Genomic DNA, 21903 nt, shown 5'->3' with positions numbered 1-21903 from the left:
GTAAAGTGCTTGATGCAATTCTCACTGCATACTATGTCGACATATACAAATCTGTTCTAAAGCAACTTATTTGAATAAACCTATAAAAGAGACCATTAAAAAAAGCCAGATTCTGTCCCTTGCTGGTTTTTATAGGCTCACTAAATTTAATATTCTTTCTCAGTTGATTATCTAACATTAATAGGAAAAGCTGATCCATTGTAAGGGGATCAGCTTTTTTTCACATATCAGTGCCTTTAGGCATAGAGTAATTATTGACTTATAATCTTTAGGAGGTAGTAACATGCCGGATAGTGCTAAGCAATCTCAGTCACCTATAACTATTAGTTTATGTATGATAGTAAAAAACGAGGAAGCTACAATTGAGCGTTGTTTGCGATCGGTTGAGCAAATTGTAGATGAGATTATCATAGTAGACACAGGTTCAACAGATAAAACAAAAGAACTGGTTAGGCAATTTACTAATAATATTTATGATTTTGAGTGGATAGATGATTTTTCTGCCGCACGCAATTATGCATTTAGTAAGGCTACGCAGGACTACATTCTTTGGCTAGATGCTGATGATGTTATTTTGGATCAAGACGGTCAAGAGTTACTTGAATTAAAAGCAACACTCAGTCGGGAAGTTGAAGTCCTTACTATGCTTTATTATTTAAGTTTTGACACAGATGGAAATGTATTATATCAAATTCGTAGGGAGCGCTTAGTTAAGCGAGAAAAAAATTACCAGTGGATGGGAGCAGTTCACGAATTCTTAGCAGCGAAAGGCATCCAGTTAGATACAGAAATTGCTGTAGCCCACAAGCCTGTAAAACATGATAGTGATCGCAATCTTAAAATCTATGAAAAACAGCAGTTAAAAGGAGAAGAATTCTCACCGCGAGATTTATATTATTACGCCAAAGAGTTAAAGGATCATAATCTCTATAACCGGGCCATAGAATGTTACCAAAAATTTTTAGCAACAAAACAAGGGGCGATGGAAGACAATATTGCCGCCTGCGCTAGTTTGGCCGATTGCTTTTATGAACTCCATGATGCAGAAAATGAGCTTAAATATATATATCAATCTTTTCAGTATAGTACTCCCAGAAGCGATTTCTGTTGCCGGCTTGGTTTCCATCATCTTAATAATAATCAAATAAAACAGGCCATATTCTGGTATACACTGGCTACCCAGCTAAAGACCGCGAATTCCTCATGGGGGTTAGTGAATAATCAATGTGAAACCTGGCTGCCTCATCTTCAGTTGTGCGTATGTTATTCACGTTTTGGAGACTACAAATTAGCTTACGCACACAATGAAAAAGCGGCAAAATTTATTCCCGATAATCCAATGATTCACCACAACCGGAAGTTGCTACAAAGTAAACTGAATATTGAGCCTTCTAAAGAGTGATTAACTGGCATTTTAGAGTTGTATTATGAGCCTGTATAAGAGGAGGTCTCAGATTGGAATACAGCTTAGCCGATAATAAACAAACTGAAGATATCGCCGGAACAGATAAATGTAAGACAATTCCACAAGGTCTTACCAGTATTCTTGTCGTAACTTACAACAAGCTAGAGTATAACAAGTTTTGCATTGAGAGTATTAGACAATATACGGAACCGGACTCTTATGAACTTATTGTAATAGATAACCACTCAACCGATGGGACGGTTGAGTGGTTGCAAGGCCAGCCAGATATCAAAGTAATTCTAAATAGTGAGAATGCCGGTTTCCCCGTAGGCTGTAATCAAGGGATAAAAGAGGCTAAGGGAAACAATATTCTTTTATTAAACAATGATACTATTGTGACGCCCAACTGGTTAACTAACCTTACAAAGTGTTTGTATAGCGCCAGTGATATCGGTGCCGTCGGTCCAGTTACTAACTCCTGTTCAAACTTCCAAAGTATTCCCTGCGAATATTCCAGTGTGGAAGAAATGATACGGTTTGCCAGACAAGTGAACAACTCTAATCCGGAGCTTTGGGAGGATAGAGCAAGACTTGTTGGTTACTGCATGCTAATTAAGGCCGAAATAATAAAGGAAGTCGGTTTATTCGACGAGGCTTTTTCACCTGGAAATTTTGAAGATGACGATTATTGTTTACGTATCAGAAAGGCCGGATATCGTTTGGTTTTGTGCCGGGATAGCTTTGTACACCATTTCGGTAGTGTATCTTTTAGGGAGCAGGCGAATCAATATACCTCCCTTTTGGAAGTTAATAAACGAAAATTTGCCCAAAAATGGGGTTTGCCTCCGCACTTGGCCGCACCATATCAGTTGACAAAAGATCTAGAGGCAGGAAAGTGGTTTAGGTATCAATGCGAATTTAGTTATTATCAGCATTGGATAGAAAATACGAGAAGAAAATTTCTTTCTTTCATTGATCAAGCGGAATTTAGCTTGTTGTCCGGTGACTTGGAGAAAGCTGTGCTGGTAGTGAAGCAGGCAGCCGATTATGCATATCACTCTCATCCTGGTTTTTATATTTCACCCAGGTTAGAACTAATTCTTCGCAAAGTGGCAAAGACACTTAATAGTCGGGTAGCTACACATTTGCCTCCAAAAAATATGGATAAGAGAAATATATTGCATGTACTAAGCCAAGGTTGTGCCGCCAATAGTCACATAAAAACACTAGAGCGCTGGATATGTATGGATTCTGAATCAATTCATTCTATCATAGTCACTCTCAATAGTACGACGAATCCTCAATCGGTAGTAGAGGCGGCAATTCGCTCCGGTGGGTGGTATACTACTCTTGATACGGAAAATCTAAGTCTGTGCCAAAAAGGTAAAGCGCTACGTGATGCGGCAGCTATGTGGGCCGATGTAGTTGTTTTGCATATCCATCCTCACGACCCGGTTGCGCCGATAGCTTTTGGCGTTGCCGGCGGTCCTCCAGTGGTCTTTGTTAACCATGCAGACCAAGCTTTTACGATAGGCATGAGTGCCGCTGATATAATAGCCGATCAACGGGCTGTCGGACAAAGAATAACTTTGTCCCGCCGAAATATCAATAATTCCTTTTTATTGCCGATTCCTTCAGGAATGCCAGAGAATGTTCACGATAAGAAAGCAGCAAAAAAGGATCTGGGGATAGGCGAGGATAGTGTGGTCTTTTTGATTAATGCTACGCCATATCAATTAGTAGCTTGCGGTGAATATAGTTTTTTACATTTGATTAAAGCATTGATTAACAGGTACCAAGATATCGAGATTTTAGTGGTTGGGACTTCTGGAGTTGGAAAATGGACACAACTTAAGAGGCTAAGTGACAAACGAATAAGGGTTTTTGATTTCCAGCAGGATTTGAATAAATTCTACAGTGCGGCCGACGTATTCCTTGATTCAGTCCCATTAGGGTCACTTGCAGCAGCACTTGAAGCAGGTGCTTTAGGTATTCCGGTTATTGGCCTAGCTACTGATTTTACCGAACATTTTAGTGGTGATATAGTTCCCAATAGTATCAAGACTCATTTTCCTAGCCATGAAGAGCTGTTCACGATTATCGATAAACTAGTAACTGATGAAGTATATCGTATTAACGAAGGGAAGCAGCTAAAATCTGCTATACTTCAGTATCATCATTTAGGGTGGCAAAAGAATTTAAATACGTTATATTCGATTCTGCCTATGACTCATCAACCCACGGAACTATCGGTTGTCAGGGAGCAGACCGCTACTAATAGTGATATCGTCTGGGCCTATTTTCAGTGCCGGTCCGGGATCAGCCGTTCAAATTTTGGCTAAAACATCAATCCCCATCTACTCCGGGTGGGGATTTTTTGACGGTTTTTTCCGCCTCCTTCGAGCCGCTAGGGTTAATTGCACAGCTTTAGAGGATAGAGCATAAAATATACTATACTGAAAAAACAGTAACAACTATTTGAAACGCCTTTCAATCTACCTAGTTGCCGCGGCGGTTACGTTTTGCCGATAATTACTCCAGGGATGTAAAGAAAGGAGCATTTTAAATGAGTGGTATAAAAGTTTTAGATGGAAAAGATGGCTGGCTTTTTCTGCAAAACGATACGAACCGTGTTGTAGAGCAAAATAGCAGTGCTTTACAATTAACAGAAAGTGAAATAAAAAAATGGCTGCGTACGTTAGAAGCTAGAGTTGCTATGTTAAAGAATAGGGGTATTAAATATTATTTTTTAATTGCTCCTAATAAAGAGAGTATATATCCGGAATATTTACCGGATGATTATAAAATAAATGACGATCGCGTAGTTTATCAGTTAATAAATGCGTGCAAGCCTTATCATTTACCGGTATACTATCCTGTCGATATCTTAAAATTATATAAGTCGGAATATCAATTATATCCTACCGGAGACACTCATTGGAACGGAATAGGCGGATTTATTGCCTATAAATATGTAATGAATATTATAAAAAAGGACTTTAACATAAACATATTAGATTGGGAGGAAATAGAAATCGTGGAGAAAGAAGCGCTCCTCGATTTAGGTAATAAATTGACTCCTCCGCAAACATCCCTATTTTCATGGGGAATGGTTAAACAACCTCGAGCCCAAATAATCTATGATAATAAGGGAATTAATTCGGGACATATGCGAGTAACGTTAAATAAAAACACGAGCTTGCCTACAGCGGCTATTTTTCATGATTCATTTATTGAAATCATCATACCTTTTCTTATGGAAAGTTTCAGCAAAGTATATTTGCTCCGTACACCTTGTGTTGATTACGATCTAATTGAAGAAATTAATCCAGACGTTGTTATTTCGGAATTAGTAGAGCGTTTTTTGATACAGCCTCCGGTTGACTTTTAAAGAAGGGAAGAAATGAGTTTGAGCGATTTTATTATATTATTTGAGGCTTTCAAAAAATCAATGGATAGCTTACCAGGGTGTACTTCTATCGGGTTAGCAAAAGAATTACTTTTATTTGATAGTGTCAATGTGTATCAAAGCATCAATGAGTATTTCGAAAAATATCCCATTACGGTAAAAAGTATTGATGAGATTCAGGATAATGAATTGGAAGTTTTAGGCTTGAATAGGCAATATCTAAAATATAATTTTATTGATGAGTGGACGCATGAACAGGCAATGAGCAATAGTTCATTTTCAACAGAACGATATCAATATATGCTTCCACAAAGACAAGGAAGTCCACCTCTCTATAACACATATATCTATGCTGCGCTTGAACAAGGTATAGTCAGAGCCATATGCCCTAATTCTGGTAAGGTACTTGAGACATCAACATCATTTCCCATATATCTTGAAGAAAGAGGAACACAGTTTGTTTTCTATAGGGTTAAAGGGAGCGAGGATTTTTATATAGCTACGGCAGGTTATCCAAGTTTGAAAGGTTTTCTTTATTTGCCTAAGCATAATTTAATCATTGTTTCGCCATCGTTTTTTCAGCTTGGCTATCCAAAGGAATATATACTTTTAGCGATTTCTCAATTATATAGAAAGTTTCTACTATTTACAGAAAAAACGATTCGCTTTTTGCAAAGCCCTTCCCGAAAATTGGCTCTATTATATGGTACGCAGACTAATTTGGGGCATTTTTTTCTAAATGAGTTTAGTGGCTTTTTCCGCATCATCATGACTGGCTTATATAGAAAAGTACAGAATATAGTAATTTATAAAAATAGCAAAGTTCCGTTATGCCAGCTTTTTCCTGAGTTTAAAAAAGCAGCTTGTTATAGTTGTGATGATGCAGATGCGTTATTTGAAACATGCATGACACAGGGATTGTTTTTACTGTATCCTTGTGCCTCTCATTTATCTGCTGAAGCAGCTTTTCATATCCAAAAAGTTGCTCAAGGTTACTGCAGTGAAAGTCAAAAACGACAGCTAGCCGATTGTGTGGCAGATCCTCTAATTTTCATTAATCTACGTAAACATAATAAAGCATGGCTGGAGCAGGTTGATGGCATCATTAATCTGGTGAGAGCCTTAAAACAAAACTATCCCAATGTTGGGATAGTTTTAGATGGTTTAAGTGATTGCCAAGAAGATGCAGAATTGATTGAGCATTCGTTGCGGCAGGAAATAGCGGTCTATAATGGGGTTAATATTTCTTTGCTGGATACAATTTGTTGGGCATGCAGGGCAGATACTTATCTGTGTGTTATCGGATCGGGTCTAGTATTGTTAACCTGTATTGCGAATAAGCCCGGGATTGTACATTCTGAACATGGTCATATGGGGCAAGTGCGTCCTGGTGGCTTTTGGAGTGGGCTTAGAAATGATATATTTGCTCCTATCCTAGTATCAGAACACGAGGTTGTAGTAGTAAAAAAAGAAGGCTATTACGCACTTACCAGTTATGAAAATTATTCTATGGATTGGCATTCACTGTATAATCGGTTAATCAAGATATTATATCCACCATCATTATAGAATAATAGTTTAGTCTGTAAGGTGATTTTTTCTACGCTAGCATGAGGTTAGGTATCGTTCCGATGGATTAATCCAGTTTATAAATTACGGGGGGTATACCATGCAGGCTAAAGTGGCAATTGTAGTGACGTCGATCAGCAATCCCAATAGGGTGTTAAGTTCCATTGCCAGCGGTGCTGTGGAACATGGTTACGAATTTATTGTAGTGGGAGACACCAAAAGCCCTGCGGATTTTTATATTGAAGGATGTAAGTATGTTGGAATTGAGGAGCAATTAAAATCCGGATTTGAGTTTGCGGCAATTTGTCCTACGCAGCATTATGCACGTAAGAATATAGGTTACCTATTGGCTATTCGTGATGGTGCAAAAATCATCATTGAAACAGATGATGATAATATACCGAGAAACAGTTTTTTTCTAAAAAGGCAAAGAGATAAAGTGGCTCATACCTTAACGAATGGCAACTGGGTTAACATTTACCGCTATTTTTGTGAAAACCTCATTTGGCCAAGAGGATTGCCCCTGAATGCCATTCACAACTCACTGCCTGACTTAGCTTCTTTGCCTTTAAATACAGTCGATTGTCCGATTCAACAAGGTTTAGCTGATGAAAATCCCGATGTGGATGCGATTTATCGCTTAATCCTGCCCTTGCCACAAATATTTCATAAGAAAAGAGAAATAGCATTAGGTATCAATAGTTGGTGTCCTTTTAATAGCCAAAATACAACATGGTGGTTAGAGGCGTTCCCTTTGTTATATTTGCCAGCTTACTGCTCGTTCCGTATGACTGATATTTGGCGTAGTTTTGTAGCGCAGCGTATCGCATGGGAGAATGGCTGGCATATTCTTTTTCATGATGCGACTGTTTGGCAGGAACGGAATGGGCATGACTTAATGAAGGATTTTGTTGATGAAATACCGGGATATACGCATAATCACCGTATTACCGAGACACTCGGCTCTTTGTCACTGAAGGGTGGCCATAACCATATTTTTGATAATATGAGACGGTGCTACGAGGCACTTATTGAATTAGACCTGGTAGATCAGCAAGAGTTAAGACTCTTAAATGCCTGGTTATCGGATCTGGTACAAATTGGCTGGAGCAAATAAGCCAGTTAGGGCTTATCAATACTTCGCTAAAGTATCCTAAACTCAATGGTATTTAACCCATCGCTTAAAAACCTAATCGATCACCCTGAAGTAATAAGAGTATACAAAAGGGTGATCTTTGGCAGGAATGATTGGAGGTAGTTATGAACGCAAGCAAAATTTGCTTTATAACCTGCGTTAATGATGACGATATCTATCAAAAAAGCCTCTCCTATATTAATAATCTGGATGTACCAGCAGGCTATAGTATTGATATTTTTTTCATAAAAGAAGCGGAATCAATAGCAAGTGGCTATAATAACGCAATCCGTCATAATGATGCTAAATATAAGGTTTATTTGCATCAAGATGTATTCATTATTAATAAGTCTTTCATTCAAGATTTTCTAAATATTTTTCGTGATGAAAAAGTAGGAATGATTGGAGTAGCCGGTAGTTCCCAGATTCCTTCGAATGGAGTTTGGTGGGAATCGCGCTATACTTTTGGCAAAGTATATGATAGCCATACAGGGATATTGCGTTTATTATCCTTTCGCAACGTGAAAACGGAATTTGAAGAAGTGCGATGCGTAGATGGTCTGATAATGATAACCCAATACGATATACCGTGGCGCGAGGATATTTTTACCGGCTGGCATTTTTACGATCTATCACAAAGTTTAGAATTTATACGTGCTGGATATAAGGTAATCATTCCCCAGCAGTGTACGCCATGGTGTATTCACGATTGCGGGCTTACATTTGTAACTAATGATTATCATCACTATCGCCAGGTATTTTTGAACGAGTATGGCAAAGATTTAAAGAGAGGGCAACTGAATAATGAACCTATAATTTACCGTATGTCCTTTAGAAAACAGGCAAACCGCTGGGCCATGGGCGGTGTGGGCAAAGGAAAATCTATGTAACGCGGAGATTGGCGACCTTGTTGTAGTAATCCGGAAAGGAGATGGCAACTTGAACGACATTGAGTATGTCGATTATAGCTTGGGTCAAATTAGTGAAGAAGAAAAAGAAAGAATGCTTAACTACTATCGCTATGACGTCGAAAGTAATGTGTTTATTGCCCAGTCGTATAAGAAGCCGATTGACTACGCCGATGGCAGCGAAGAGTATCTCGAAAAAGTATTCGAAGAATTACCAGAGTTCGGAAGTGAACAAAACACCGGACTCCAGAAATATATTGTTAATTGGCCCAGCCGGTATCACCTGTCCGGTATGCGCGTAAATCTTTTAGAAGCCGTGACCGAGTTGTTTAAACCCGACTGGAACGCTCTTGAGCTCGGCGGAGGCATGGGGGCGGTTACACCGTGGCTGGCTAAGCGGTTTCAGACCGTGGATGTGGTTGAAGGCAGTCTACTTAGGGCAAAAGTATTACGGCGACGCGTACAGGATGTTAATAATGTAGAAGTTTTTGTGGATGATCTGCTCCAGGTTGCGTGGCCGCGTCCGGCTTACGATTTTATTTCCCTACTGGGAGTGCTGGAATACCTGCCGTATTTTTCTGATACAGCCGCCCCGGAACAAGTGTGTATAAATTTCCTGCAAAAGGTAAACAAAACGCTTACGGCTGATGGGATATTGGCAATCGCTATCGAAAATAAACTGGGAGCAAAATATTTTTCAGGCTGCTCAGAGGATCATAATGGCCGCTTGTTTTCAGGCCTGATCGGTTACCCGGAAAAGTCCGCGATAACATTTAGCCGCTATGAATTACTTGAGATACTCAAGAAAGCCGGATTCATCCAGATTCAATTTTATCACCTGTTTCCTGATTACAAATTGCCGAAAGTTGTCATTCGGGAAGACCCAAGTATGTACGATTTCAATGTCGGCGGGATTATGCGGGGATTGTTTGAAGACTATACCGGGCGGCGCGAGTACCTTATGCCTGACCCATTGCTGCTTACTACTTTGAGCAAGGCAAGACTCCTGCATGAAATGTCCAATTCCTTCCTCGTGTTATGCTCCAAATCAGAGGTAGCAAACTTAAAGACGCAAGCCGTTATGACAAAGTTTTGGAATAACGACATTACCAAGCCAATGTATCATCATAAGATTGAATTTTGTAATACCCCGGTTAAGAGCGTAAAGAGAGTTTCGCTGGAAGTTGGCCAAAGAGAAGTTTCAGTTGCGGGGCTACAGTTTTGTTTGGCGGCCGATGAGCCTTTTATCGAAGGCGAGTCTTTGATTTCAGCGGCGTACCGGGCAATCATGCGGCGGGACGGCTACAGCAGTTTACATGAGTTATTAAAAGTTTTGCGCCAGCAGCTTATCGCGGCTTATGGGACTGGCAGGAATGATGAGGAAGGATATCAGCTTATTAGCGGGCAAGCCGTGGATTATTGTTTTAACAATTTAATCCGCACGGAGGCGCAGATAGCCTTTATTGACCGCAAATGGGCACTGGAATCTGAAATCTCCGAGGATTATGTTATGTTTCGGAGTCTTTTTGAGTTGTTCAAAGAAATGTTTCCGTTTATACAGGAAAGTAAAGCATCTGAGTTTGTAGTCAAACTTATGAATAAGATTTTTCCACAATACAACTATAGCAGATTTGATTCCAATCTGGATCTTGAATCAAAATTTCAATCGCTTGTTAATATTAGGCCTGTAATATGTGCAGATATTGATATTGATGCAGGTAAAAAGGCGCTTGAACTGCAGAAGAAATAGATTAGAATTTGCTTTAGACGTTTCCGTTTCCTTACTGGAGACCAAAGGGAGTGGCGCATTTACTCCATTTGGTTTCTTTTTTATGTCTAAAAATAAAATTGGCCACCGCAGAGTGATAGCTCCCAGTGACCAAGGCTTTCCATACAATTTTCATAGGGCATTTTGGTAGCCCTTATTCTATGTCATAAATACCGGACACAGTCTAGATCATCCATTATTTATTTAGGACATTGTTGAGCGTATTGGCAAAGGCGCTACTGCCATAATCTGCGATAATCCTATTTATACTGTTTTCTCTAATACGTAGCCAAAGCTCTTTATCATTATATAGACGCTGACATTGTTCGGCAAATTTTGCTGCCGTATCTCCAACCAGAATCTCTTGCTCATGCCGCCAATTCAACTGCTTTTCTAAAACAGTTGTTAACACAGTAGGAATTCCATGAGCACAAGCCTCAAGCACTTTGAGGGGAATGCCTGCTGCAAATCTCGTCGGCGCAATAAAAATCCGGCAATTATTATACCACTCTGTAAGATCATCAACTGTACCTAACAGAACTACATCCGGAGAATTTATCTTATTGAGCGCGATTGCGCCATTTTTACCAATTACATATAACTTAATTCGGTCTTGACCACCTGCATTGATTAATGGCAGCACTTGGTTAGTAAACCACATCACAGAATCAACATTAGGCGAGCCGTCGTCCGCCAGTTGTCCTACAAACAATATATTTTTTCTTTCTTCAAATATCTTACTCGGGGGGTTAGCGGCTAATGCATGACTTAAAACATGCACATTCTTATGCCCGGCGTTCTTAAAATACTGTGCTTCCTGATTAGAGACAGCTAGAACAGTGTCCGATATCTTGGCTAATGCCACTTCATTGTTAATGCGTCTGGCCGCTTCCTTTTCCGAGAGTAGTTTTCCTTGAATTTTTAAATTGTGAATATCCCTAATTGACCAAATTGCTTCGGCATCATAGATTATTTTTAGTCCGGCAAACAAATCTGGCCTTCTGTCATGTAGTTCCTTTACTCTTAACATATTTGGTGGCCGGCTAATAAATAAAACATCATAATACCCAGCACGCTCTGTCAGGAATTGCTCCAATTTATTTGCGCCATATCCACGCATAACCTCGATCGTATCAGGGATAACTTCATAAATATCTTGCCAATCATCTACCAGGTTCGGTTCGTAAAATGGATAAAAAGTAATAAACCAGCCATTGGCGGAAATTGTCTGTAAGATGCTTCTAGCCCTCGGATAACCGGCTCCTAAATTTCTCAAAGGAACGCGATCATCTATAAATAACACGCGGCCCTTATAATTATTATTCATCCGGGCGTACAATATATTTTTAGCAGCGTAGTTATGACGCGTAGGCAAGAAATCATAGTGAGTGCTAAGAAACTTAAATCTATTTACTCGCATTTTATGCAGGGCGTGCTCACTGACCGCAGCACTTCCATATTCAAAATGGTCTACTATTACGGCCGGATCGTATACAACTCTAAGGCCGCGTTTCCATAACCGCACACAATAGTCAGTTTCTTCATAATAAGCAGGGGCATATCTAATATCGAAGCCACCCATTTGACGAAATAATTCTGTCGGCGTCAGTAGAAAAGCACCGGTACAGTAATCTACATCTCTTACAAACATGGCCTCATTAGTATCAGGTAATTCTCCACGCTGGTAACCCAGGCAGGTGCCGTCCTGCCAAATGATAGACCCTGCTTCCTGCAGCAATCCGTCAGGGAGGATGATTCTGCCGCCAACAGCACCAATAGCAGGAGACGATTCAATTCTGGCTATTGCCTGCTGGATGCTTCCAGGTCGGACAATCGCATCATTGTTTAAAAGTAGTAAATATTGGCCGTGAGCCTGGTCGATCACCTGATTGACTGCTTTTAAAAAACCCATGTTTTCCTTGTTGGTAATGATGTGAACACCATTAATCAGAGATAACAGCTGTGTTGTAGCGTCTGATGAAGCATTATCGACAAGCAGCACTTCGAAGTCGCCGTACTCCTGACGCTGAAGAGCTTCCAAACAAGCAAGGGTCAACTCGGCCTGATTCCATAAGACGAGTAATATGGTTATTTTAGGTGAGACAGGTGTATTAAAATTTAGCTGTTGTTTCGCAGATAAAAAAGCTTCCAATTCTTTTTTGCGAGCTATTCGAAAATCGGATTTAATACTGTTTATATCGGGAACACTTTTCTGTTCTGCTATTGTTTTGCTTCTTGGCGCTGAATTGCTACTAGAAATATTATCCAAAAACGTTTTTCCTAGACTAGTATAGAAACTCCTTCTCAACTCTTTGTGTTTGAGTAGCTGGGTTATGAGCAGACTGTTATTCGGCTTAATTTCAATACTTCTATGGTCTTCCTTTGGTATATCTTCAAAATTTATAGCAGCATTGTTATAATACGGATCACCTTTTTTCAGCTCACTAGCCCATTTAATCAGAAAATTATTCCGCTCATGGGTTGCACGTGTTTTGTTCAAATTAGCAGCATCATTTTTACGTGATTTTGATTCATAATGATATAATCTTGCCATCGGAGTAAATACCACTAATTTGCCAAGTTTTCTTATTTTCATACATAAATCAACATCGTTAAAATCAATGGTAAATAAAGCCGCGTCAAGACCTGCTGCTGCATGATATAAATCCTTTTTGATCATCAAACAAGCTCCCGTTACCGCGCTAACATTTTGGATAAGACTTGTTCTGCTAACCTGCTCCTGGTGATCTTGGGGCAATTTGTAAGAGATATGACCGGCAGCAATTGTTTTATCAATGTATACGCCTGCATGTTGGATGGTGCCATCAGGATAATACAGTTTTGCACCAACAATACCGACATCATCACGCTGTAAATACATTACCATTTTCTCTAACCATGTGGGAGTAATAACTTCTACATCGTTGTTTAATAGTAATAAGTATTCACCTTCGGCAAATAAGACGCCATAATTAACAATGGCAGCAAAATTAAAGCCTCTTTCTTTCCATTCGACGACCGTAAGGTTAGGATGTTTTTTTAACGACTCATAATAGTTGAATGTCTGTTCATCGACACTATTGTTCTCTACAATAATGATTTCATAGTTATCATAGGTCGTTTTACTATAAATTGATTTTAGACAGCGATCCAAATCCGTAACATGATCTTTATTAGGAATGATGATCGATATTTTCTTTCTACTGCTGAGTTCATAGTTGATCTTATAGCTGGCTGAATAGTTACTAAAATCAATACTGCCTTTTAGCCCTAATCGCTGCAAATGTTCTAATAGTGCCTTTTTACCAGCTTCAACTGCGTACATGTTAGAGCTGACGTCAACCGCTACTGAATTTTCATGGGAGCGCTGATGGTATAATATTTTGGGGATGTGCACCACACGATTTGCCTTTTCGGTTGCTCTTAGAATTAAGTCGTAGTGCTGGCTGCTGTCAAAACCGGAACAAAAACCACCGATTCGATTGATGAGGGTCTGTTTAAAGACACTAAAATGACAAATATAATTGTAGCTTCTTAACATATCCGGTGCGAAATCTGGTTTAAAAAATGGGGCAAACCGCTTTTTATTTTCATTCTCGATCTTATCCATATCCGAATAAAGGAAATCAGGTTTCTGATACTCATTTATCGCCTTAATGACCTCATACAAAGCAAATGGCGCTAATAGATCGGGTTGTTCCAATACCCCAATATAATCCCCTTGCGTACAATGTAGCCCAGTATTACTATTAGCGGGATGGTTTTTGTTTTCGCCAAGTATCCTATATTTTATTCTCGGGTCATGCATATACTGACTAGTGATTTTTTCAATAGGATTTTGCTGCTCACTACTGCCAACAATAATGCATAATTCCCATTTCGGATAAGTTTGCTGCCGCACGGATTCAATTAGCTCACATAAAAACGGCCCTAACGTAAAAGTCGGCACAATAAGACTGACTACCGGTTGATAAAGGAAGGTATGTTTTTTCTGTTTTTCCAGCTCGGCCCTGGTAGGTTCATTATTCAATATCCAATGTTTATACTTCTCACCCAGCACGGTGGTATCCCCCCACAGAAGTTTTAATATAAATAAAGGTCTTACATTTAGCTAGACCCTCGTAAGTCATTTATAAACTCTCTAAGGACTACATGTGCCCATTCTAAAAGTTCTTAATTAGAAACTTCCCAAGGCTTTTTAATCCGCTCTTATTTATGTTATTCATCTTTTAAGAAACTGTGAAGAATGCGAGTCGACTTTTTTCCATGACCCAAAGATGAATTGCATATGATAGAGAGTCGAAACCACATTAGCCCGAACTCGGCGCTCCATGTAACCCAACTTCAAGGCTCAGATTTGTAATCAACGATATTTTGTAAATGGACATCAAAGTACACAATTATTGCAGAGTAAAACTGCAAAAAATTGTGTATTTTGTATTTTTAGGTTAGTTCTGGTGTGTAAGTTTGTTTAAAGAATGAGTGAGGGGAGCACTTTTTGATAAATAGATTCATACTATGTAGGAGATAAAATCCGATAGTGTTACAGAAGATAGAAGAACCCTTGGAGGGATAGGTAAATGGCGTTGGAGGATACTCAGAAAAAGATTAGATTTGTTACCCTCTTTCCGGAAACAGGATTTATCCACCTGATTAAAGATGTTGGAATGATACCATATACTATGTATAAGAATTATAATTATGATGCTTCTATTGCAACTTATCAAAATGGCCCCTATCTGTATCTTGATAACGAGGTAAAGGGGTTAAAGCTGGAGTTTTTAGACCGTAGTAATAATGATACGAAAGATGGTATCGATTACTTAACACATAATGCGCCCAATATTGATGTCTTGCACTTGTTTCATTTGTCACAACGAACTTTTGACTGGATTCATGTTTATAAAGAACTAAATCCTAACGGCAAGGTGTATTTAAAGTTAGATACAACTGAAGATATAAAAGGGGCTGACCGAGGATTTTGGAATTGGGTTAATAGTGCGTTAACAAAATGTCATGTAGTGAGTGCTGAAACCTTGGAGGTATGTAAATGTCTTAATGAAAAGTGGCCGATCAGAGTTGAATATATAACGAATGGGGTTTACGAGTGTCCTAAGCGTCTAATAGACTATCAAGAAAAAGAAAATACCATTCTGACAGTTGGCAGAATTGGTGCACCGCAAAAGTTTAATGAAGTTCTATTAGCGGCTTTTAAGTTGGCTCACACCCATATGCCAAACTGGAAACTGAAGCTGCTTGGACCGTCATCGCCTGAATTTCAGCAGGTAATGGCTAATTATTTTCTTGAAAGTCCTGAATTAAAAGACAAAGTTATTTTGCTAGATCAGACTGCTGACAGATCTTTGATAAATGAGGAGTATAAAAAAGCGAAAATTTTCTGTTTAACATCCCGATGGGAAGGATTCCCGCTGGTCTTCCCGGAGGCTGCTATATATGGCTGTTTTATTATTTCCTCAGACCTTGCTTCCGCTAGGGATATCACTGGAAACGGGAGGTATGGTGAAACTTTCCCGGTAGGTGATAGTCAACAACTGGCGGAGCTTTTGATTACGACCAGTAGCGACGAGAATAAAATGAAGGCAACTTGCTCGGACATTCAGCAATTCGCGCGGGATAATTTCCAATGGGTGAAGATTTGCCAAACACTTCATACGGCATTGTCAAATCCAATCGCAAATAAAAACTAGATATTACTGAAGTACGAAACCTAACCACACTTCCCAATGGCTAGAAACTGGTGATTAAGGAGTAATATGCAATAATTGTTGAGAGGTGGGGATTTAATGATAGTAGTACAACTATTGGGCGGTCTGGGAAACCAAATGTTTCAGTATGCCTGCGGACGTGCCTTGGCGTTACGAACAGGAAAGCAGCTCTTCTTAGATGTTGGTTGCTATTCTGTATATTCAGGCAGGCGGTATGAACTGGACGTATTAAATATACAAGCGAATATTATTAATTTAGAAGAGGATAAAGAAATAGGGCAGCGGCTGGGCATCCCAGGTATTCCAGTTTATTCCGAACGCCACTATAATTTTGACCACAATGTTTTTGTCTTACGGGATAGCGTATTTTTGCAGGGCGGGTTTTGGCAGACGGAAAAGTATTTTCAGGATTTTGCCAGTGTGATTCGGGAAGAATTGTCGCCGAAGCTTCCTAGTTTGTCTGCAGAAAGCTTGAACATTGCACGGGACATAAAGAAACAGTTGTCAATAGCTATTCATGTACGTCGTACAGACTATGCAATATACGATAAGCTTGGTTTTTTGCCTATGGGTTATTATGAAAATGTCAGGCGGTATCTTGAAACCGTATTTCCTGCTGCTCGGTATTATGTTTTTTCCGATGATGTTGCATGGTGTAAACGTGAATTTACGGTTTTTCCAAATGCTTATGTGGTAGAACGCAAAGGCGAGGTAGGTTGCCATGAAGATTTATGGTTAATGAGCCAGTGTCAGCATAACGTAATCGCTAACAGCACGTATAGTTGGTGGGGAGCTTGGCTTAACGATAATTCACAAAAACTTGTAATTGCGCCAGACCGTTGGTTTGCAGGCGAACACCTTGATACTCAGGACTTATTGCCAGATAAGTGGATTAAGATTCCGGTACAAAATAGTTTTACGGAGTAAAAGGAGAGCGAATAAATATATGCAAGATCTTTTTAATGAAGTTACCGAATTATTGGGTGAGTTTAGTGAGCAGAACCTTTTGGATTTTAAACAGAATTTAATTAGCCCATTAACACATTGGATAGCATCAGGAAAACCTGTTCCTCCACCCGATATATATAAACATCAAACGATTAAGTGGTATGGAGAACGATTTGACCTAGATACTCTGATTGAAACTGGGACATATTTAGGTACAACTGTTTGGTCAGTTAGAAATTATTTTAGGAGAATAATTTCAATTGAACTAGGTCAGGATTTGTATGAAAGAGCCAAGAAACTGTTTGAGAGTTTAGAACATGTTTCAATTATTAAAGGGGATTCCGGCAAAGTTTTACCAATAGTTCTTGACTTTATTGACAAGCCCTGTTTGTTTTGGCTAGATGGCCATTATTCTGAAGGAATTACTGCTTGTGGAGACATTCAAACCCCCATTATCCAAGAAATTGAAGCCGTTTTTGCACATCCTGTAAAACAGCACGTTATACTAATTGATGATGCTCGCCTCTTTGTGGGTAAGGATGATTATCCCAAACTAGATGAGTTTATTCAGCATGTTAAGCGTATTAATAATAATGTCAACGTAGAAGTAGTTGATGATATTATAAGAATAACACTAGATAAAGGTATGGCGTAAATAAGATGGGACTTTATTATAGTAATGTAACTACTGGGTGGTCAGGAAATCAATGTCCCAGTAGGCGTGTAGCTTACCTCTTTCCTAATTTGTAACATCGGGTTAGTTTAAAAAAAATCACCCCGCACAGCATATTCGTGCTACGGGGTGATAAATTTATATTAAGCTATTATTGCCTAATATAATATAGATTCAGGCCTGTTTGTAAAAGGGGAACATAAAACTCTTCTTACTTGGACAAGTAGGGCTTATATTGTTATATATGCATTGAGTTTGTATCAACCCGATAGCGTATTGGGGTAATTAGCTATGCTGAAATGTTTATTCGTAATAAGCCATGACCAAAGTAGGGGGACAGTAAGTTGCCATGCTTTTTGACTAAGATGGATGGTATCGAAATAATATTCCTGCTTCGTTTCCAACGAATCTGTAATTAAAGCGGGAAAAATGGAAAGAAAATCAATTTCATTGTCCGCGCTATACTTTGATAATAATTTTGTAAACTCCAGAGTGATTTGGTTTCTTTCGATTATTGATCCATAGTTTGGATAATCTGGATAATTTATTGAAAAAAAGTTGGTTGCCACCGGTCCCCAGATTATTGGATGGTAGCCTAGGAGTTTTACTTCATGCATAAAAGATAGATAGCGTAATGCAGTAACAGCAATTGAGTGCTTTACATCATCTGTTAACAGGGCATTTTGATGTCCTAAACGTTTAACTATATGGAATCTGCAGTCGATTTCCCCAAAAGCAAATAGTACGCCATGCCATTCCGACGGCTTTTCACGTTTTAAAACTTCGAAGATATTCTCTCTTGCCATAAGAGTTGATTGTCGTTCTACCAAGCTTGCGGCTAAAGCGGGTCCTACGTGATATATGTGAAAGTTCATATTGAACAGGTTACTTTCCTTTAAGCCATATACAATTAGGTCTTCACCGGAAAAAAAGGAAGAGTGGCTATCTCCAAACACCATAAAACGGGCATTGTCATTAATGTCCACGTTATCACCTTTCTTACAAAATATGGATGAACGATGGGTAAGCCTAGAATCAAAAGTAATCATAAATATACACATGTCCCGACTAAAAAAGTTTATATACGTACTATTGATGATTTTTGCATCGAACAGGGTAAGTAAATTGGATTGTTAAAAATAAGATGTTGAAGGCTGGAAAAATGCTTTCTTAACACAAATACCGGTTGAACATTTCCGGTCGGCGTAGAAATTTTTTATAAATCGCAAGTTTTTCAGTGCCTTCACATATAATGAGTTAATTCTCAAAAAAAACCTTTTATAGGTAAGTTGACTGTGTTAATCCGAAAATTTCTCAATAATGACATAGGAATAGGGAGAGGTGAATTATGGAGAAATCATCAGTAAATGAGTGTATTTCGACCAGCTTATCGGATAATCAAGTATATCCTCAAGTATGCATCGATGCAAGCCGTGATTATAAGATTTTCAATAATTTTAGAAGACATCCCAGCTATACGCAAATTTTAGAGCATGTTACAGAAGAACAAGGTAGTGCTTATCTTCAAATATTAGCTAATGATCCAGATATCTTCGCGGAAATGAATACTTTTAAACTGAATGATAATTATGGTAATCCTGAAATGTATGAATATCCGGATATTGGATTGATTTCGCCTACTACTCTTCGGTATATTAAAGTTCTCGTTGATATCAAAAAGTACTTTCTTACAGCGGATAATCTGAATATCTGCGAAATAGGTGTCGGGTACGGTGGACAGTGTCGGATTATAAATGCATATTATAAACCTGTAACATATTGCTTAGTTGACTTACAGCCGGCTCTTGCACTTACCCAAAGATATTTGGATAATTTCATTCTCAATTCAGTGATAAGTTATAAGACTATGAACGAACTAGATATTAAACTTTATGATCTAGTGTTAAGTAACTATGCCTTTACGGAATTGCCCCGATCGGTGCAGGATATCTATTTAAGAAAAGTTATTTTAAATTCAAAGAGAGGTTATATAACCTATAACGAAATTACACCAAAAGAATATAATTCTTACAAATTAGATGAGTTGCTTTCCGTGATTCCTGGTTCTAAAGCCTTCAATGAAGAGCCACTCACCTATCCAAAGAACTGCTTAATCGTATGGGGAGCGAATGCGTAAAGAACGAATAATGTTTGGACAATAAGTTTTTGTTTGCCAGTTATGGCTACAAAAAGCCCGTTAACAGCAATTTGTAAGTATTTTAATGCAGGTTCAAAAATTTGCTTCTTCGCACAAAATTTTCTACATTCGGCTTGACGCCATCAGCCCCTCTTTTGAAAACCATTGATAGGTTCTCTCAATTCCTGCTCTTAAGGGTGTGCGTGCATACCATCCGAGGTTGTTTATCTTACTGACATCAAGGCGCTTAATTGGTGTTCCATCCGGTTTCGTTGTATCATAAATAATTTCACCGGTAAATCCAATGATTTCAGCCATCATAGCAGCAAGGTCGGCGATAGTAATGTCGTTTCCTGTACCAATATTAACAATTTCGCCATCGTCATAGTACTGCATTAGAAAATAACAAGCGTCAGCCAAGTCATCTACAAAAAGAAATTCCCGCCTGGGCTTCCCGCTTCCCCAGATATTAACTGAAGGTGTACCAGAGAGCTTTGCTTCATGAAACTTTCTCATAAGCGCAGGAAGCACATGGGAAGTGTCTAGGTTGAAATTATCATTGATGCCATATAAATTAGTTGGCATTACTGCTATAAAGTTATCTCCATATTGTCGGCGGTAAGCCTGGCACAGTTTGATTCCTGCTATTTTGGCTATGGCATAGGGTTCATTTGTCGGTTCTAATTCCCCTGTTAATAGGTATTCTTCTTTTAAAGGCTGCGGGGCATATTTCGGATAAATACATGAGCTGCCAAGAAATAAGAGCTTACTGACTTTATACTTGTGAGCACAGTGAATTATATTGGATCCAATTATTAGGTTGTCATAGATAAATTCTGCCGGAAAGCTATTATTAGCCCAAATACCGCCTACTTTGGCAGCGGCTAAAAAGACATATTCCGGACGTTCATTGCAAAAAAAAATTTCGACTTCTGCTTGATTTCTCAGGTCAAGTTCTTTGCTTGTTTTTCCCAAGATATTTGTATAACCAAGTTCTTTTAATCTACGTACAATGGCGGAACCTACTAAACCACGGCTTCCTGCAACGTAGATTTTAGCATTTAGGTTCATTGTATTCCTCCAGCGCAGTAGTAGCACTGCTTTTTACTCGTTCCAGTTGCTAACTTTGAAACCGTTTTTCTTGCACAATAAATCCCGCTCTGTATTTTTGAGGTCTTCTATCACCATCATACGTACAAGCTTTTCGAAACTGGTCTCCGATGTCCAGCCTAATTTTTCTCTTGCTTTGGCCGGATCGCCTAGTAAAAGATCTACTTCGGTCGGTCTAAAATAACGCGGATTTACATGGATAATTTCCTTGCCGCTAGCTGCGTCTACTCCTTTTTCTTCTAATCCCGAACCCTGCCAAACAATAGCAATGCCAACATTTTTGAATGCTAACTCTACGAACTCTCGTACCGAATGAGTTTCTCCTGTGGCAATAACATAATCCTCTGGGTGCTCTTGCTGAAGCATCATCCACATTGCTTTCACATAGTCGCCGGCATAGCCCCAATCTCGTTTAGCATCAAGATTACCTAGAGATAAGCTTTCTTGTGCCCCAAGTTTAATCCGCGCGACTGCTCTGGTGATTTTACGAGTTACAAAGGACTCGCCGCGGATAGGGGATTCATGATTGAATAAAATACCATTGCAGGCAAAAAGTCCGTAGGCTTCCCGATAGTTTACGGTTATCCAGTAACCGAAAATTTTAGCGACGGCGTATTGACTACGGGGGTAAAAGGGAGTCGTTTCCTTCTGCGGTATTTCCTGCGCCTTACCGAATAACTCACTAGTGGATGCTTGGTAAAACCGGGTCTTTGTTGTCATTCCGAGGATTCGGATAGCCTCAAGTATTCTTAGAGTGCCGACAGCATCGGCATTGGCCGTATATTCCGGTGTTTCAAAGGAAACCTGTACGTGGCTTTGCGCAGCAAGATTGTAAATTTCATCAGGTTGAACTTCTTGAATGATTCGAATTAAGTTTGTAGAGTCGGTAAGATCGCCATAATGGAGAATAAACCGAGAATCATTTTCGGGATTATCACATAAGTGATCAATTCGATCCGTATTAAACTGAGAACTTCTTCGGTTTATTCCATGTACGTAGTACCCTTTATTTAACAAGAACTCAGCTAAATATGCTCCATCTTGACCAGTGATGCCGGTAATCAACGCTATTTTTTGCATACAATACCCTCTTTCTTTTTCTTGGAGTAGGACGA

At 39.1% G+C, this 21903-nt stretch carries 15 protein-coding genes; 11 read left to right on the top strand and 4 right to left on the bottom strand.

Translation table 11 applies throughout. The features are described 5' to 3' along the window. The first annotated feature begins 283 nt into the window (after positions 1-283). From SRRS_RS24880 to SRRS_RS24850, 7 genes are all read left to right on the top strand, one after another. Entirely contained in the window at positions 284-1402 is a 1119-nt protein-coding gene (locus SRRS_RS24880) for a glycosyltransferase (protein ID WP_371364172.1), read from the top strand. Positions 1403-1455: 53 nt separating this feature from the next. Then, the gene (locus SRRS_RS24875) at positions 1456-3747 is read left to right on the top strand and encodes a glycosyltransferase (RefSeq protein WP_371364170.1); all 2292 of its coding nucleotides are present in this window, start codon (positions 1456-1458) and stop codon (positions 3745-3747) included. Positions 3748-3971: 224 nt separating this feature from the next. Next, positions 3972-4796 carry a hypothetical protein gene (locus tag SRRS_RS24870; RefSeq protein ID WP_371364169.1) on the top strand — a complete coding sequence of 275 codons (825 nt, stop codon included), beginning with the start codon at positions 3972-3974 and terminating at the stop codon, positions 4794-4796. A 12-nt stretch (positions 4797-4808) separates the two neighbouring features. Then, the gene (locus SRRS_RS24865; RefSeq protein ID WP_371364167.1) at positions 4809-6383 is read left to right on the top strand and encodes a hypothetical protein; all 1575 of its coding nucleotides are present in this window, start codon (positions 4809-4811) and stop codon (positions 6381-6383) included. Positions 6384-6483: 100 nt separating this feature from the next. Next, positions 6484-7500, top strand: a complete 1017-nt coding sequence (locus tag SRRS_RS24860; protein ID WP_371364166.1) for an STELLO glycosyltransferase family protein — start codon at positions 6484-6486, stop codon at positions 7498-7500. A gap of 143 nt (positions 7501-7643) precedes the next feature. Next, on the top strand, positions 7644-8408 hold the full coding sequence (locus SRRS_RS24855) for a glycosyltransferase family protein (protein ID WP_371364164.1): 765 nt from the start codon (positions 7644-7646) through the stop codon (positions 8406-8408). A 49-nt stretch (positions 8409-8457) separates the two neighbouring features. Further along, entirely contained in the window at positions 8458-10176 is a 1719-nt protein-coding gene (locus SRRS_RS24850; protein ID WP_371364162.1) for a class I SAM-dependent methyltransferase, read from the top strand. Positions 10177-10390: 214 nt separating this feature from the next. On the opposite strand, the gene SRRS_RS24845 is transcribed toward SRRS_RS24850, so the two are convergent. Beyond that, positions 10391-14254, bottom strand: coding sequence for a glycosyltransferase (locus SRRS_RS24845; RefSeq protein WP_371364161.1), 3864 nt, complete (start codon positions 14252-14254; stop codon positions 10391-10393). Positions 14255-14774: 520 nt separating this feature from the next. Between SRRS_RS24845 and SRRS_RS24840 the strand changes: the two genes are divergently transcribed. The 3 genes from SRRS_RS24840 to SRRS_RS24830 all read left to right on the top strand — a co-directional run bounded on the left by SRRS_RS24840 (position 14775) and on the right by SRRS_RS24830 (position 17523). After that, positions 14775-15902 (top strand): glycosyltransferase, encoded by a 1128-nt coding sequence (locus SRRS_RS24840; RefSeq protein ID WP_371364159.1) that lies wholly within the window; start codon positions 14775-14777, stop codon positions 15900-15902. Positions 15903-15998: 96 nt separating this feature from the next. Beyond that, complete coding sequence (locus tag SRRS_RS24835; RefSeq protein WP_371364157.1) at positions 15999-16847, top strand: alpha-1,2-fucosyltransferase; 849 nt, start codon at positions 15999-16001, stop codon at positions 16845-16847. A 19-nt stretch (positions 16848-16866) separates the two neighbouring features. After that, entirely contained in the window at positions 16867-17523 is a 657-nt protein-coding gene (locus SRRS_RS24830; RefSeq protein ID WP_371364155.1) for a hypothetical protein, read from the top strand. Positions 17524-17801: 278 nt separating this feature from the next. Here the strand turns inward: SRRS_RS24830 and SRRS_RS24825 are convergent, their stop codons facing one another. Continuing rightward, positions 17802-18527 (bottom strand): hypothetical protein, encoded by a 726-nt coding sequence (locus tag SRRS_RS24825; RefSeq protein ID WP_371364153.1) that lies wholly within the window; start codon positions 18525-18527, stop codon positions 17802-17804. 362 nt (positions 18528-18889) lie between these two features. On the opposite strand from SRRS_RS24825, the gene SRRS_RS24820 reads away from it, so the two are divergent. Next, positions 18890-19678, top strand: coding sequence for a putative sugar O-methyltransferase (locus SRRS_RS24820; protein WP_371364152.1), 789 nt, complete (start codon positions 18890-18892; stop codon positions 19676-19678). Between the two features lie 123 nt (positions 19679-19801). Here the strand turns inward: SRRS_RS24820 and SRRS_RS24815 are convergent, their stop codons facing one another. Further along, entirely contained in the window at positions 19802-20749 is a 948-nt protein-coding gene (locus SRRS_RS24815) for a GDP-L-fucose synthase family protein (RefSeq protein WP_371364150.1), read from the bottom strand. Positions 20750-20782: 33 nt separating this feature from the next. Then, entirely contained in the window at positions 20783-21868 is a 1086-nt protein-coding gene (gene gmd / locus SRRS_RS24810) for a GDP-mannose 4,6-dehydratase (protein ID WP_371364148.1), read from the bottom strand. Positions 21869-21903 lie beyond the last annotated feature (35 nt).

Source organism: Sporomusa rhizae, from assembly GCF_041428845.1.
Taxonomy (GTDB): Bacteria; Bacillota; Negativicutes; order Sporomusales; family Sporomusaceae; genus Sporomusa; species Sporomusa rhizae.
Note: the sequence above shows the minus strand (reverse complement) of the source record. Positions and strands in the feature narration are given on the sequence as shown.